The organism is Cupriavidus sp. UBA2010 (assembly GCF_002335265.1).
Lineage (GTDB): Bacteria > Pseudomonadota > Gammaproteobacteria > Burkholderiales > Burkholderiaceae > Cupriavidus > Cupriavidus metallidurans.
In genome coordinates this window covers 235040-250148 of sequence record NZ_DDCI01000036.1, presented here as the reverse complement: position 1 = coordinate 250148, position 15109 = coordinate 235040, and the positions used below count along the sequence as shown (strand labels likewise).

Sequence of the window (15109 nt, the reverse complement as noted above, 5' to 3'; positions counted from 1 at the left end):
CATTGCCGGCATCGAAGCCTGACATCGCAGTGAGTTGATATCCAGCAATTGCGCCGTCATCGGCACCTTGGCACATCGGCCTTGGCTTCACATAATGAGCCCATGTCGGCCGCGGCGATCCTGCGATACGACGCGACCGACAGGCTGATCCAACATGGGGATTCCACGATGCCTGAATCACAAGTACCTCCTGCCGCCCCCGGCGCCCCCACCGCCGCGACGGCCATCCCGGCCGCGCCCAAGCTCAACATCCACTGGGGTCTATATGCCGCCGTGATCGTGCTGATCGCGGTGCTCCTGATTCCGATGCCGGCCGACCTGCCTGTGGCCGGTCAGCGCATGCTGGCCATCCTGGCATTCGCGGTCGTGGTGTGGATTACCGAAGCGGTGACCTACGAGACCAGCGCCATCATGATCACGTCGCTGATGGCAGGCCTGATCGGCTTCTCGCCGATGGTCAATGACCCCAACACGCTATACGGCACGTCGCGCGCACTCGGCATGGCCCTGGCGGGCTTCTCGAACACCGCGCTGGCCCTCGTCGCCGCCGCGCTGTTCATCTCGGCGGCCATGACCGTGACCGGACTGGACCGGCGCATCGCGCTGGTCACCTTGTCGGCCATCGGCACCAGTACCCGGCGCATCCTGATCGGCACGATCGCCGTCACGATCCTGCTCAGCCTGGTGGTGCCGAGCGCCACCGCGCGCAGCGCATGTACCGTGCCGATCATGATGGGCGTAATCGCCGCATTCGGCGTCGACAAGAAGTCGAACATCGCAGCCGGCATCATGATCATGGTCGCCCAGGCCACCAGCGTCTGGAACGTCGGTATCCAGACCGCCGCCGCACAGAACCTGCTGACCGCGGGCTTCATGGACAAGCTGCTCGGCGAACGCGTGACCTGGCTGCAATGGCTGATTGCCGGCGCCCCCTGGGCCATCGCGATGTCGATCGTGCTGTACTTCCTCGTGCGCTGGCTGCTACCGCCTGAAACCGACGCGATTGCGGGCGGCAAGGAAGCCGTGCAGCGTGAGCTGGCCGCGCTGGGTCCGATGACCGGCCCACAGAAGCGCCTGGCTGCCGTCGCCATCGGCCTGCTGCTGTTCTGGGCCACCGAGGGCAAGCTGCACAAGTTCGATACGGCGTCGATCACGTTCGTCGGCCTGGTAATCCTGATGTTGCCGCGCATCGGCGTGATGGACTGGAAGACGATGCAGCAACGTACGCCCTGGGGCACGCTGATCGTGTTCGGCGTCGGTATCAGTCTGGGCACCGCGCTGTTGACAACGCAGGCCGGTCAATGGCTCGGCAAGTTCGTCGTCACGCATTCCGGCCTGGCCAATCACGGCACGCTGCTGGTCTTTGCCGTGCTGGCGGCATTCCTGATCCTGATCCACCTCGGCTTTGCCAGCGCCACGGCGCTGACCTCCGCGATGCTGCCGATCCTGATCTCGGTACTGCAAACCATACCCGGTGACATGAACAAGGTCGGCATGACGATGCTGCTCGGCTTCACGGTCAGCTTCGGCTTCATCCTTCCCATCAACGCGCCGCAGAACATGGTCTGCCTGGGGACCGATACCTTCAACGGGCGACAGTTCGCACGCATCGGCATCCCGACCACGATCATTGGGTATCTGCTAATGCTGCTGTTCGCGTCGACGTACTGGCGCTGGCTTGGCTGGATCTGACCGGAAAACATGCAATCTCGCCGCTGACACAAGCGCCCCCAAACCTTCGCCCCCAACGATGATGAAAATTACCCTAGACAGCGCGCGGCAGTTCGCGCGCAGTATCCTGGCGGCGCAGGGTGTGCCCGCCGATATCGCCGATGACGTGGCCGAGCACCTGGTGGAAGCCGATCGCAGCGGCTACGTCAGCCACGGCCTGTCGATCCTGCCGAACTACCGCCGTGCCATCGAGAGTGGCAACGTGAATCCCACCGGCCGCGCCGCGTGCGTGCTCGACCGCGACATGCTGATGGTGTTCGACGGTAACGGCGGCTTTGGCCAGCACGTCGGCAAGACCGTGATGACGCGTGCCATCGAACGTGTGCGCCAGCATGGTCACTGCATCGTGACACTGCGCAAATCACACCACCTTGGCCGTATGGGCCACTATGGCGAGATGGTGGCCCATGCGGGCTTCGTGCTGTTGAGCTTCACCAACGTGATCAACCGCCCGCCCGTGGTCGCGCCCTTCGGCGGCCGCGTGCCACGGCTCACCACTAATCCGCTTTGCTTTGCCGGGCCGATGCCGAACGGGCGACCGCCGCTGGTCGTCGATATCGCCACCAGCGCCATCGCCATCAACAAGGCACGCGTGCTGGCGGAGAAAGGCGAGCCCGCGCCGGAGAACAGCATCATCGACGCCGAAGGCAACCCGACTACCGATGCGGGGGTCATGTTCGATGATCAACCGGGATCGCTGCTGCCGTTTGGCGCCCACAAGGGCTACGGTCTCGGCGTGGTGGCGGAACTGCTGGCTGGGGTGTTGTCCGGCGGTGGCACGATCCAGCCGGACAACCCGCGCGGCGGCGTGGCCACGAACAACCTGTTCGCGGTGCTGCTGAATCCCGAGCTCGATCTCGGCATCAACTGGGAACGGGACGAGGTAGAGGCCTTCGTGCGCTACTTGCACGACACGCCGCCTGCGCCGGGCTTCGACCAGGTGCAGTATCCGGGCGAGTACGAGGCCATGCATCGCGCCGCCGCGGCAACGCATCTGGAGATCAATCCGAAGATCTGGAGCCATCTGGCAGCGTTGGCGGGGGATCTGGGGGTGGATATGCCGGCGGCGTAGGCCGTTGAAGCACGCTTCGCACGGACCGGAGACAGGAGAGCATCAGAGATTTCCCAGACGCGATAGCCGCCAATGGCACAATACGCGCCATGCAACGTCTCTGGTCCGCCCTCGTCAAATTCGTTCTGCTCGCCACCATCGGTGGCGCCCTGCTGCTGGCCTTCGTCATCGTGATGGCGAATCGGCAATTGCCGTCCCTCGACGCGCTGACGGCATTTCGCGATTCGCCCGGCTACGTGAAGATCGCGGATTTCCCGCACAACTTGCCCGAGGCCGTGGTCGCCATCGAAGACGACCGCTTCTACCTGCATGACGGCGTGGACTATGTGGGCGCGATGCGCGCCGGCATCGCCAATCTCTCCGACGACCTCTCGCAAGGCGCGTCGACGATCACGATGCAGGTGGCGCGTAACTTCTATCTGTCGCGCCAGAAGACCTACACGCGCAAGCTCTACGAAATCCTGCTGGCGTACCGGATCGAAAACGCACTGAGCAAGGATGAAATCCTGGAGATCTACCTGAACAAGATCTACCTTGGCCAGGGCGCGTATGGCTTCGGTGAGGCTGCCGAGACCTACTTCGGCAAACCGGTCGACCGGCTCACGCTGGCCGAATGCGCGATGCTGGCCGGGCTGCCCAAGGCGCCATCCGCCAACAACCCGGTGGTCAATCCGCGCCGCGCTCGCCAGCGCCAAGCCTACATCCTGCTGCGGATGCTGGAACTGGGCCGCATCACGCGCGCCCAGTACGATGCCGCACTGCTAGAACCACTGCGGCTGAAATAGGCTCGCGCGTCACGCGGCCGCCTGCGCCACCGCCACCTTGTCGCGATGACGCGCCACGGCAGCCTGCACGATCGGATCGAGCCCTTCCCCGCCCGTCGTGTCGATATGGGCCAGCAGCGCGCGCCGCATGCGTGGCTCCCAGAACCGCTTCAGATGGCTGGCGATATCACCCAGCGCTTCATCTCGATCTGGCATCGCTCCGAAGAACGTGCCGATCTGATTGGCCATCTTGACCAGATTGTCGATATGCATGAAAGACCCTACGCAAGCTTGAGTCGTTGGGGGTGAGAGTAGGCGACCAGGCTGCCGCCGCGCACGAAACCGGCCAGCGTGACACCCGCCGATTCGGCCAGACGCGCAGCCAGCCCCGTTGATCCGGACACCGCCGCCAGGATGCCCGCGCCAATCGAGGCCGTCTTGAGCACCATCTCGTAGCTGGCGCGGCTGGTGACGATCACGGCGCCACGACTCACGTCCTCGCCGCCCTGCGCCAGCGCGCCGGCGAGTTTGTCGAGCGCGTTGTGGCGGCCCACGTCCTCGCGCACCAGCGATACGTCGCCATCTGCCCGCAACCACGCTGCCGCGTGTGTGGCCCCGGTATCGCGCAGCAGCGCCTGCCGCTTGTGCAGCGCGGCGAAGGCATCATCGAACACCACGGGATCGAACACCGCGGCGCTTTGCACCTTCCGCGGCGCGCGCATGACCTCCTCGAGCGATTCCGTGCCGCAGAGACCGCAACCGGTACGTCCCGCCAGCGCCCTGCGCCGGCTCTTGAGCGCGACGAACGCGGCGCTGGCGATCTCCAGCTTCACCGTCACGCCATTCTCGGCGGCTTCCACCTCGATGCCGTAGATGTCGCGCGCGCTGTCGACCACGCCCTCGGTCAGGCTGAAGCCGATCGCGAAATCCTCCAGGTCCGCCGGCGTGGCCAGCATCACCGCATGGGAGATGCCGTTGTACTCGAACGCCACCGGCACTTCCTCGGCCAGATGATCGATCTCGGCGGAGGCGGCGCCCTGCCGCCAGCGCGTGACCGCACGCGTGTGCTGCACTGGCAATACTCCAGCTTCACCCAGGCCGTTCTCGTCAGGCATGTCTCGCTTCATCGCCGTGCTCCCTGGTTCATCGCGTCGGTGCGGGCTCGCCGGCCGCGCGCAGGTGTGCCAGCTGTTCCTCGTTGAAGGCATGGTAGTTGCGCTGCCACGTGGAGGGCTGCGCCACCGGCATCACCTGCACGGCCGTCACCTTGTACTCCGGGCAATTGGTGGCCCAGTCCGAGTTGTCGGTCGTGATCACGTTGGCGCCGGACTCGGGGAAGTGGAACGTCGTGTAGACCACGCCGGGCTGCATGCGCTCGCTGACGATCGCTCGCAGCACCGTTTCCCCGGCACGGCTCTGAATCCCGACCCAGTCGCCATCCTTGATCCCACGTTCCTCCGCATCGTGCGGATGGATCTCGAGCCGGTCCTCATCGTGCCAATGCACGTTGTGCGTGCGCCGTGTCTGTGCGCCAACGTTGTATTGGGACAGGATGCGGCCCGTAGTCAGGATCAGCGGGTACTTCCGGTTGACCTTCTCGCTGGTCGGCACGTACTTCGTGATGATGAACTTGCCCTTGCCGCGCACGAAGGTGTCCACGTGCATGGTCGGCGTGCCCTCCGGGGCCTCGGCATTGCACGGCCACTGGATACTGCCAAGTTCCTCGAGCTTCTTGTAGCTGACACCCGCGAACGTGGGCGTGAGGCGCGCAATCTCGTCCATGATCTCGGACGGATGGTTGTAGTGCATCGGATAGCCGAGCGCGTTCGACAGCAGGATCGTTGCCTCCCAGTCCGAGTAACCGGCCTTCGGCGGCATCACCTTGCGCACGCGCGAGATCCGGCGCTCCGCGTTGGTGAACGTACCGTCCTTCTCCAGGAACGACGAACCCGGCAGGAACACGTGCGCGTACTTGGCGGTTTCGTTCAGGAAGATATCCTGCACGACGATGCACTCCATCGACGACAGCGCTTCGGCCACGTGCTGCGTATTCGGGTCGGACTGGACAATGTCCTCGCCCTGGCAGTACAGACCCCGGAACGATCCGGTGATTGCCGCTTCGAACATGTTCGGAATACGCAGACCGGGCTCGGGGTTGATCTCGACATTCCACGCGGCCTCGAAGCTGCCGCGCACCGTCGAGTCCGACACATGACGATAGCCCGGCAGTTCATGCGGGAACGAGCCGATATCGCACGACCCCTGCACGTTGTTCTGGCCGCGCAGCGGATTGACGCCCACGCCTTCGCGACCGATGTTGCCGGTGGCCATGGCCAGATTGGCGATGCCCATCACCGTGGTCGAGCCCTGCGCATGTTCTGTCACACCCAGGCCGTAATAGATCGCGGCGTTGCCGCCGGTGGCGTAGAGGCGGGCCGCGCCGCGCAGTTGTTCTGCCGGCACGCCGGTCTCCGCTTCGAGTGCCTCAGGCGAGTTCTCGGGCAATGCGACGAAATCGCGCCATTGCTGGAACGCGCGGTCCTCGCAACGCTCGGCGATGAATTGCTCGGCCAGCAGCCCCTCGGTGACGATCACGTGCGCGATCGACGTCACCACCGCCACATTGGTACCCGGGCGCAATTGCAGGTGATAGTCGGCGCGGATATGCGGCGATTCCACCAGGTCGATGCGGCGCGGGTCCACCACGATCAGCCTGGCCCCGGCGCGCAGGCGACGCTTCATGCGCGAGGCGAACACCGGGTGCCCATCGGTCGGATTAGCGCCGATAACCATGATCACGTCGGCCTTGGCCACCGAGCGGAACGTCTGCGTGCCAGCGGATTCGCCGATGGTCGTCTTCAGGCCGTAGCCAGTGGGCGAATGGCAGACACGCGCGCAGGTGTCGACGTTGTTGTTGCCGAACGCGGCTCGCACGAGCTTCTGCACCAGATAGCCTTCCTCGTTGGTGCAGCGCGACGAAACGATGCCGCCGATCGAATCCTTGCCGTGCTCCGCCTGGATGCGCCGGAACTGCGAGGCCGCGTATCCGATCGCCTCTTCCCACGACACTTCCCTCCACGGGTCGGTAATCCTGGCGCGAATCATCGGCTTCAGGATGCGGTCCTTGTGCGTGGCATAGCCCCACGCGAAACGGCCCTTCACGCAGGCATGGCCCTCGTTGGCGGCGCCGTCCTTGTAAGGCACCATCCGCACGACCTCGTTGCCCTTCATCTCGGCCTTGAACGAGCAGCCCACGCCGCAGTACGCGCACGTGGTGATCTTGCTGTGGGACGCCTGGCCCAGCTGGATCACCGACGTTTCCGTCAGCGTGGCGGTGGGGCACGCCTGGACGCAGGCACCACACGACACGCAGTCCGATTCCATGAACGGCTGGCTGGTGCCGGCCGCCACACGCGAATCAAAGCCCCGGCCGCTGATCGTCAGCGCGAACGTACCTTGCGTCTCCTCGCAGGCACGCACGCAGCGATTGCAGACGATGCACTTGGACGGGTCATACGTGAAGTACGGATTCGATTCGTCCTTGGCCAGATGCGTGTGCGTGGCGATCGGCGGGGCAGTGCCGGCGCCATCGTTGTATCGCACTTCACGCAGGCCCACCACACCGGCCATGTCCTGCAACTCGCAGTTGCCGTTGGTCGGGCAGGTCAGGCAGTCGAGCGGGTGATCGGAGATATAGAGTTCCATCACGCCCCGGCGCAGATCGCCGAGCTTCTCGCTTTGCGTGCGCACCTTCATTCCTGCTTCAACGGGCGTGGTGCACGAAGCCGGATAGCCGCGCCGGCCTTCGATCTCCACCAGGCAGAGGCGGCACGATCCGAATGCCTTCAGCGAATCGGTGGCGCAGAGTTTCGGCACGCCCACGCCCGCCTCGGCGGCGGCGCGCATCACGGATGTGCCAGCTGGCACGGTGACGGATACCCCGTCGATTTCCAGCGTAACCTGCGTTTCGGCGTCGCTGGCCGGGGTACCGTAGTCGAAATCGTCTCGAGCGTTCAAGGGATGTCTCCCGTCTTTCACTGCTGTGAGGTCGCGCGCTCCTGAGGAGTGCGTCGTGCTTTTTTTGATTGCCGCGCTCAGGCCGCGTTCAGGCTGCCTTCGCAGCCTTGCCCGACAGGCCGAAGTCCTCCGGAAACTCGTTTAGTGCAGACAGCACCGGGTACGGCGTCATGCTGCCCATCGCGCAAAGCGATCCATTGACCATCGTGTCGCAAAGATCGCGCACCAGCGCCACGTGCTTCACGGACTGGTCCCCGGCGATGATGCGGTCCATCACCTCGACGCCGCGCGTGGACCCGATCCGGCATGGCGTGCACTTGCCGCACGACTCGATCGCGCAGAACTCCATTGCGTAGCGCGCCATCTTCGCCATGTCCACGGTCTCGTCGAACACCACGATGCCGCCGTGCCCCACTACCGCGCCGAACGCCGCGTACGCCTCGTAGTCGATCGGTGTATCGAAGCGTGAGTCGGGCAGGTAGGCGCCGAGCGGCCCGCCCACCTGCACCGCGCGGATTGCACGTCCGCTGCGCGTGCCGCCGCCATAGTCGAGCATCAGCTCGCGCAGCGTCACGCCGAACGCCTTTTCGACCAGACCACCCTGACGGATGTTGCCGGCCAACTGGAACGGCAGCGTGCCGCGCGACCGGCCCATGCCGAAGTCCTGATAGAACTTCGCGCCGCGCGCGAGAATCACCGGCACGGTGGCCAGGGAGATCACGTTGTTGATAACGGTAGGCTTGCCGAACAGCCCCTCCAGCGCCGGCAGAGGAGGCTTGGCGCGCACCACGCCGCGCTTGCCTTCCAGGCTTTCGAGCAGCGCGGTTTCCTCGCCGCAGACGTAGGCGCCGGCGCCCTTGCGCACTTCCAGCTGGAAGCGGCGGCCGCTGCCGCGAATGTCGTCGCCAAGCCAGCCGGCACGCGTGGCGATCTCGATCGCTGCCGCCGTCGCGGCAATCGCGTGCGGATACTCGGATCGCGTGTAGATGTAGCCCTGCTCTGCCCCGACGGCCAGACCCGCGATCACCATGCCCTCGATCAGCATGAACGGATCGTCCTCCATCACCATGCGGTCGGAGAATGTGCCCGAGTCGCCCTCGTCGGCATTGCACACCACGTACTTGACGTCGGACCTGGCGCCGAGCACGGTCTTCCATTTGATGCCGGTCGGGAACGCTGCGCCGCCACGGCCGCGCAGGCCAGAATCGACGACCTCCTGCACGATCTCCGCGGGCGCCATCGACAGCGCGCGGGTCAGCCCGACGAAGCCCTCGTGCGCGATGTAGTCGTCAAGCGACAAGGGGTCGGTAATGCCGACGCGCATGAACGTCAGCCGCTCCTGCTTCTTCAGGAACGGAATCTCGTCAGTCGCGCCGTGGCCCAGCGCATGGCTGCCGCCGTGGAGGAATCCCGCGTCGAACAGCGCGGACACATCGTCCTCGGTGACCGGGCCATACGCCACCCGGCCCGCATCGGTCTGCACCTCGACGAGCGGTTCCAGCCAGAACATCCCACGCGAGCCGTTGCGCACGATGCGCACATCCACGCCGCGCTTTTCCGCCTCGCGCGCGATGGCCTGCGCCACTTCATCTGCGCCCAGCGCCAATGCGGTGGAGTCGCGGGGTACGAAGATCGTCGTGCTCATGCCTGGGCCTCCTCGCGCTCGCGGGCTGCGTCGATCAGCTTGTCGAATCGCTGCGTGTCGACGCGACCATGCAAACGATCGCCGATTGTCATCGCCGGGCCGCAGGCGCACTGGCCGAGGCAATAGACCGGCTCAAGCGTGAACTGGCCATCTGCGGTGGTCTCGTGGAAGTCGCACCCGAGGGCCTTGCGCGCATGGGCGGCAAGCGCATCGGCGCCGACGGACTGGCAAGCCTCGGCGCGGCAGACCTGCACCACGGTACGGCCGGCCGGCCGCTCGCGGAAGTGGTGATAGAACGTGATCACGCCATGGACCTCTGCGCGCGACAGGTTGAGCGCGCGCGCGATGACCGGTACCGCATCGGCCGGAATGAAACCCTGGCTGTCCTGGATGTCGTGCAGGATCGGCAGCAGCGCGCCTGGCATGTCGCGCCGGGCGGCCACGATGCGTGCGACGGCGTCGGCAACGCCCGCGGCGTCACCGCCGGTGGGGATGGTATCTGGCATGAACTGTGTCTCCGTACCGTTTTGCGGCGCCCACCGATATCGGCTTTTTTTTACATATTTGGTGGCACCGAAGCTGGCTTTTTTGCCGCTTTGTGCGACTATAGGATCGTGGTTTGCCCCGTTCAATATGCTATTTTCCGCATATGCTCCGCATTTCGATCCACCCCCATCTGCAGATTCGCGACGACACGGCCCGGACACCGGCGCCAGCGCTCGACGTTTCGCGGCTCGTGGCGTTGCTCGGCCATATCGAGGCCACCGGCAATATCGCCCAGTCGGCGGAAGCGGTGTCGTTGTCATATCGCTACGCCTGGGGAATCCTGCGCGATGCGGAAACCCTGTTCGGCGGCGCGCTGATCGCCAAGACACGCGGGCGCGGATCGGTGCTGACGCCGCTGGCGCAGCAACTCGTCTGGGCCAGCAAGCGCATTGCCGCGCGGTTGTCGCCCACGCTGGAAAGCCTGGCCTCGGAACTCGAAATCGAACTCAAGAAGCTGATGGCCGAGTCCGACCCGGCCGTGCGCATCCATGCCAGCCACGGATTCGCGGTGGCCGCGCTGCGCGATTTTCTCGATGAACAGAAGGTACGGCATGACCTGAAGTACTGCGGCAGCCTGGAAGCCGCCGCCGCGCTGGCCGAAGGCGCCTGCGACATCGCCGGCTTCCATGTGCCGATCGGCGAGTTCGAGGAAGAGACGCTAAGGCGGTTCACGCGCCTGCTGCATCCGCAAACCCACTGCCTGATTCACCTGGCCACGCGCGCGCAGGGGTTGTTCGTGCGGCCGGGCAACCCGCTCAATGTGTTGACGCTGGAAGACCTGGTGCGCCCCGACGTGCGGTTCGTCAATCGCCAGATGGGCTCCGGCACCCGGTTGCTGCTGGACCTGATGCTGGCAAGGCGCGGCATCGACAGCAGCCGCATCGAAGGCTTCAACAACGGCGAGTTCACCCACGCCGCGGTGGCAGCGTATATCGGCAGCGGCATGGCCGATGTGGGCTTCGGCGTGGAAACGGCCGCGCGCCGCTTCGGGCTGGAGTTCGTGCCGGTGCTCAAGGAGCGCTACTTCTTCGCCATCGAGACGAAGGCGCTGCAGAACCCGGCGCTGACGGGAGCGGTGAACGCGATGAAGAGCGGGAGTTTCCGGGAGCGCGTCAATGCGCTGCCCGGCTACGATGGCGAGATGACCGGACTGGTGCAGTCATTCGAGGAAGCGTTTCCGGGAATGCTGCCGTAGACGCGTGGCGGGGAAATCCCATCCACGCGCCTGACGCGCCTAACTCCCGAATCAATACACCACGACAGACAGCGCCGCACCCGCCGGCACGCGCACCTTGTCGCTGTACACGCCGTTGCTGTCGCTACGCGCAGCCGCGTAAGTGCCGTAGCCCTGCAGGAAGATCGGGGCGATGGCTGGCAGTTTTCGCAGCGCCGCATACGCCGGCAGCGACGGATCGATCTGTGGCAGCACATACGTGCCATCCGTCCGGCCCGGGTAGCCAAAACCGGTGGGCGCCGACGCTGCCGGCAGCGCGGCGGTCGTGGTCACCTTCCAGTTCAGCAGGGCCTGCTCGAACGTCCAGCCCGGTCGTGCCGCGCGAATCGCCTGATCGAGCACGGTCTTCGAATCCGCCGTGGCGCGCGTCAGCAGATCCTTGTAGAACGCCAGGCCAAGCTGGCGATCGAGGAAGCCGCCAAGACTGCCGGACACCGAATAGCTTTCGCACGACGCGCCAAATCCCGTGAACTGCAGCACGTTGCAGTTATAGGCGCCATAGCGATAGAAGTCCGGCAGGCGCAGATCGCGGATGGGGTTGTACGTCGGGTCGATATCGTGACTCTGGAAGTCCTCCATCTGCATCGCCGTCATTTCCTCCAGCCACGTGTCGTAGGCATACGCAGCCCCCATGCTGACCTGACGGCGATAGAAGTTCTGCATGTGCGTGCCTTCGTGCGCCATGACCGTCTTGACCGATTGCAAGCCCGATGCACCGCCGAGAGACAGGGTCTCGCTGTCCAGGTAAAGCGAGATCGCCTCGTTGCTGTTCTGTGCGCTGCTCTTCAGGAAGTTGTGCATGCTCCAGAAGTAGCCGACCGTACCGAACGGCTGACCGTCGCGGTTGAAATTGAGAATGACGATGTCCAGCGGCTGGCCATCGGGCAACATCGTGCCGCCGTAGCTGTTTGGTCCCCAGACCGGGCCGCCGATATTGACGAGCTTGTCGTAGATGCCACCGCTGTTCGCAAATGCAGCGGCCAGACCGTCGACCATCGCCTGCGTGATGTTCCCCGCGGTGAACTCGGCGTCCTCGACCCAGAAGTTGACTCGCACATTGCCCGGGGCCGTCACCTGCGTGCGCAACGTGGCCGGACGCGTGGTCTTGTCGGTGTGATACCAGCTCTTCTGCGCACCCACTGCCAGACCGACCGTCGCGGACAGCGGCGCGGACACGCCCATCGTGCTCAGCCGTGGCGCCGGCCCGTTCTGGAGGGTGTCCACCCAGCCCGCGCGGTTGTACTCGCCGATGGCGCGCTGCGTGGCTTCGGCGTCCGAGACCACGCTCAATGCCTGGGGCGACAGCATATCCGCCGCCACACTCGACGAGACCGAGGCCGGCATGGCGACCAACATGCTTGACAGGTTGGTCAGCATCAGCGAGATCGACCGTCCGGCCACGCCGGAGATGGCGTACTGGACGTCCATGTCACTGCTACCCGGAGCGCGACCCCAGATACCGGTACCGGCACCCGCATAGCTGCTGGCGGAGGCCGCGCCGCAGCCGCTGCACGACTGGTCAAGGCCCGTGACCAGCAGCGGCGCAGGCGTAGCGGGGGGCGTCGTCGTGGTGGTAGTGGTAGTGGTGGTCGTGGTGGCAGAGGGCGTGGCGGTGGGGCCAGACCCACCATCGCCACCGCCGCCACAGGCTGCCAGCGCCAGCACACTCATCGCTGCCAGCCCAGTCCAGCCAGAAACACGCGGAAAGGGTCGTACGCACGCGGACGCGCGTGCCAGGTTTTGACGCATCAAGGGGACTCCCGAGGAAAAGTAGACGGTCCCCAGTGATGCCGACGCGCCCTTGCGCGTCGTCCCCGGGGTCACCCTTGGATATCGACGCGCCCATGGCTGCGCTTGAGACCCGAATCACCCCGGTGCAGCGCAAGATTTGCGTTAACGCAGGGTATCGATCATCTCGGGAGCGCCGCGCCCGGGGTCCGGCCGCGGCGTCCGGTGTCAGTAGATTTCCGGCACGATCATCTTGCCCGGCACGGGATGCCGCACGTAATCGGCATGACGCTCCCGCTCGGGCAGCAGGACGCTCTGCTGTTGCGGCTCCACGTAGGGCATCTGCTGCAGCAAGTGATGGATGCAGTTCAGGCGCGCGCGCTTCTTGTCGACCGCCTGCACCACCCACCACGGCGCCTCGTCGATGTGCGTGCGCTCGAGCATCACTTCCTTGGCGCGCGTGTACTCTTCCCAGCGACGGCGTGACTCCAGATCCATCGGGCTCAGCTTCCACTGCTTGAGCGGATCGTGGATGCGGCTCAGGAAGCGCAGATGCTGCTCGTCGTCCGTGATCGAGAACCAGTACTTGATGACCTGGATACCAGAGCGCACGAGCATGCGTTCGAACTCAGGCACCGAGCGGAAGAACTCCTCATACTGCTCGTCGGTGCAGAAACCCATGACGCGCTCGACGCCCGCGCGGTTGTACCAGCTACGGTCGAACAGCACCATTTCGCCGGCAGCCGGCAGATGCGACACGTAACGCTGGAAGTACCACTGCGTGCGCTCGCGATCGTTCGGCGCCGGCAGCGCGGCCACGCGGCAGACACGCGGATTGAGGCGTTGCGTGATCCGCTTGATCACACCACCCTTGCCCGCTGCATCGCGCCCCTCGAAGAGGATAACGACCTTGTGGCCGGTTTCCACCACCCAGCTCTGCAGCTTGACCAGTTCGCCCTGCAGGCGGAACAGTTCGCGGAAATAGCGATGGCGTTCGGCGCGCTCGATATCGTCGCCGTTGAGGTTGCTGTTGTCCCCCGGGCCACCAATATCGCCATCCAGCACACGCTGGATCAGTCCCGGGTCACGATCTTCGAGTTCGAGTTCGAGCTCTTCGTCATAGTAATCCGCCACTTCCTGGTGGATGCGGCGGATCAGCGCCTCGTCGTTGTAATCCATGGCTTTCCTCCATCACGTACGCCGGACTGACGTACGGCTGTGCGCCGGAAATCGTACGCTTTCAGTGTGGCACTTGCATGAATCGACTGCCAGCCTACTCGGCCTGCTTGCGGAACGCCCAGCGCCCGGCCAGCACCGTGAAGCTGGCCACCAGTACCACAAGCACCCAGAAGCCGTGCGGATGATCCGCCAGCGGAATGCCGCCCACGTTCATGCCGAAGAAGCCAGCCACGATGTTGATCGGCAGCGCCAGTACGGTGACCAGCGTCAGCGTGAACAGCGTGCGGTTGGTCTGTTCGTTGAGCTTGGCGGCGATCTCTTCCTGCAGCAGCTTGATCCGCTCCACCAGCGCGGCAAGGTCGTTCAGCACCAGCGAGAACTCTTCGGTCGACTCGCGCAGCTCGCGCAAGTCACCGTCGAGCAGCCACGCCGGCGGACGGTTCAGCAGGCGGAACAACGCGCCGGGCTCCGGCGCCAGCAGGCGCTGCAGTCGCACCAGACCACGACGCATCGCGCCCAGGTCCGCGCGGTTCGAGTGCAGCCGCTGGGACAGCAACTGGTCCTCGATCTGGTCGACATTGATACCGGTCTCGCGCACGATCTGCACGAGCACGTCGGCCTGATCGCGCAGCAGGTGCACCACCAGATCCAGCGGCGAGCGGAATGGCTCGCCCCTGCGCACCGCGGCGCGCAGGCGGTCCACCGAACGCAGTGGCCGTGCGCGGGCGGTCACCAGCAGCCGATGATCGGCATGGGCCCACAGCGTGGAAATGTCGGTGGAAACCACGCCGAAGTTGTAGATCACATCGTTGACCACGGCCAGCAGCGCATCGTCCTGGCGCTCGATACGTGTCGAATGCGAGCCCTGCCGCAGCGCTTCGAAGAAGTCTTCTGGCAGGCCGAGCTGGCCTTTCATCCAGCGCTCGCAAGCGCTGTGGGACAGGTTGAAGTGAAGCCAGAGAAACGGCTGGTCGTGCCGTGCCGTGGTCGGCGCGGCATTACCGTGCTGACGCAGCCAGGCCGCCGCGCCTGTCGAGTCGATCTCCCGCAAGGGCTGCCCCGGTTCGAACAAGAAACCGCTGACCAGACCGACCGGATCTGACCCGTAGCCCGACTCGACAATGCCCGATTGCATGAAGACTCCCGTGGATCGAAATAACTGTGACGCGCGACGTTAGCATGGCGCCGTGACG

General features: G+C 65.0%; 12 protein-coding genes. 4 read left to right on the top strand and 8 right to left on the bottom strand.

Annotated features, from left to right (window positions below; genetic code table 11):
* Positions 1-168: 168 nt before the first annotated feature.
* The 3 genes from B2246_RS28405 to B2246_RS28395 all read left to right on the top strand — a co-directional run bounded on the left by B2246_RS28405 (position 169) and on the right by B2246_RS28395 (position 3588).
* Entirely contained in the window at positions 169-1692 is a 1524-nt protein-coding gene (locus B2246_RS28405; RefSeq protein WP_035881506.1) for a DASS family sodium-coupled anion symporter, read from the top strand.
* 61 nt (positions 1693-1753) lie between these two features.
* Positions 1754-2803 (top strand): Ldh family oxidoreductase, encoded by a 1050-nt coding sequence (locus B2246_RS28400; RefSeq protein ID WP_008640934.1) that lies wholly within the window; start codon positions 1754-1756, stop codon positions 2801-2803.
* 89 nt (positions 2804-2892) lie between these two features.
* The gene (locus B2246_RS28395) at positions 2893-3588 is read left to right on the top strand and encodes a transglycosylase domain-containing protein (protein WP_017511621.1); all 696 of its coding nucleotides are present in this window, start codon (positions 2893-2895) and stop codon (positions 3586-3588) included.
* Positions 3589-3597: 9 nt separating this feature from the next.
* Here B2246_RS28395 and B2246_RS28390 read toward each other — a convergent pair whose 3' ends face one another.
* The 5 genes from B2246_RS28390 to B2246_RS28370 all read right to left on the bottom strand — a co-directional run bounded on the left by B2246_RS28390 (position 3598) and on the right by B2246_RS28370 (position 9735).
* Complete coding sequence (locus tag B2246_RS28390) at positions 3598-3840, bottom strand: formate dehydrogenase subunit delta (protein ID WP_286879637.1); 243 nt, start codon at positions 3838-3840, stop codon at positions 3598-3600.
* A gap of 8 nt (positions 3841-3848) precedes the next feature.
* A complete protein-coding gene (gene fdhD / locus B2246_RS28385) occupies positions 3849-4694 on the bottom strand; it encodes a formate dehydrogenase accessory sulfurtransferase FdhD (protein ID WP_035881430.1) in 846 nt (281 codons plus the stop codon).
* A 16-nt stretch (positions 4695-4710) separates the two neighbouring features.
* Positions 4711-7584: a formate dehydrogenase subunit alpha gene (gene fdhF, locus B2246_RS28380; RefSeq protein ID WP_286879636.1), complete on the bottom strand. Its 2874-nt coding sequence runs from the start codon at positions 7582-7584 to the stop codon at positions 4711-4713.
* 88 nt (positions 7585-7672) lie between these two features.
* Positions 7673-9229: a formate dehydrogenase beta subunit gene (locus B2246_RS28375; protein ID WP_286879635.1), complete on the bottom strand. Its 1557-nt coding sequence runs from the start codon at positions 9227-9229 to the stop codon at positions 7673-7675.
* The gene (locus B2246_RS28370; RefSeq protein ID WP_286879634.1) at positions 9226-9735 is read right to left on the bottom strand and encodes a formate dehydrogenase subunit gamma; all 510 of its coding nucleotides are present in this window, start codon (positions 9733-9735) and stop codon (positions 9226-9228) included. Before B2246_RS28370 ends, B2246_RS28375 begins: the two co-directional genes overlap by 4 nt.
* A 143-nt stretch (positions 9736-9878) precedes the next feature.
* Between B2246_RS28370 and B2246_RS28365 the strand changes: the two genes are divergently transcribed.
* Positions 9879-10970, top strand: a complete 1092-nt coding sequence (locus B2246_RS28365; protein WP_029308395.1) for a substrate-binding domain-containing protein — start codon at positions 9879-9881, stop codon at positions 10968-10970.
* A gap of 51 nt (positions 10971-11021) precedes the next feature.
* Here B2246_RS28365 and B2246_RS28360 read toward each other — a convergent pair whose 3' ends face one another.
* The 3 genes from B2246_RS28360 to B2246_RS28350 form a co-directional block, all read right to left on the bottom strand.
* Positions 11022-12758 (bottom strand): M30 family zinc metallopeptidase, encoded by a 1737-nt coding sequence (locus B2246_RS28360; RefSeq protein WP_286879633.1) that lies wholly within the window; start codon positions 12756-12758, stop codon positions 11022-11024.
* Positions 12759-12965: 207 nt separating this feature from the next.
* Positions 12966-13916, bottom strand: coding sequence for a polyphosphate kinase 2 (ppk2, locus tag B2246_RS28355; RefSeq protein ID WP_186425994.1), 951 nt, complete (start codon positions 13914-13916; stop codon positions 12966-12968).
* 94 nt (positions 13917-14010) lie between these two features.
* A complete protein-coding gene (locus B2246_RS28350) occupies positions 14011-15051 on the bottom strand; it encodes a transporter (protein ID WP_286879632.1) in 1041 nt (346 codons plus the stop codon).
* Between the last annotated feature and the right edge of the window lie 58 nt (positions 15052-15109).

Excerpts from the sequence above, each read along its gene's own strand:
- B2246_RS28395 (WP_017511621.1), top strand. The coding sequence starts at position 2,893 with ATGCAACGTCTCTGGTCCGCCCTCGTCAAATTCGTTCTGCTCGCCACC.
- B2246_RS28350 (WP_286879632.1), bottom strand. The coding sequence starts at position 15,051 with ATGCAATCGGGCATTGTCGAGTCGGGCTACGGGTCAGATCCGGTCGGT.
- B2246_RS28365 (WP_029308395.1), top strand. The coding sequence starts at position 9,879 with ATGCTCCGCATTTCGATCCACCCCCATCTGCAGATTCGCGACGACACG.
- B2246_RS28360 (WP_286879633.1), bottom strand. The coding sequence starts at position 12,758 with ATGCGTCAAAACCTGGCACGCGCGTCCGCGTGCGTACGACCCTTTCCG.
- B2246_RS28390 (WP_286879637.1), bottom strand. The coding sequence starts at position 3,840 with ATGCATATCGACAATCTGGTCAAGATGGCCAATCAGATCGGCACGTTC.
- B2246_RS28405 (WP_035881506.1), top strand. The coding sequence starts at position 169 with ATGCCTGAATCACAAGTACCTCCTGCCGCCCCCGGCGCCCCCACCGCC.
- B2246_RS28375 (WP_286879635.1), bottom strand. The coding sequence starts at position 9,229 with ATGAGCACGACGATCTTCGTACCCCGCGACTCCACCGCATTGGCGCTG.
- ppk2 (WP_186425994.1), bottom strand. The coding sequence starts at position 13,916 with ATGGATTACAACGACGAGGCGCTGATCCGCCGCATCCACCAGGAAGTG.
- B2246_RS28370 (WP_286879634.1), bottom strand. The coding sequence starts at position 9,735 with ATGCCAGATACCATCCCCACCGGCGGTGACGCCGCGGGCGTTGCCGAC.
- fdhD (WP_035881430.1), bottom strand. The coding sequence starts at position 4,694 with ATGAAGCGAGACATGCCTGACGAGAACGGCCTGGGTGAAGCTGGAGTA.
- B2246_RS28400 (WP_008640934.1), top strand. The coding sequence starts at position 1,754 with ATGAAAATTACCCTAGACAGCGCGCGGCAGTTCGCGCGCAGTATCCTG.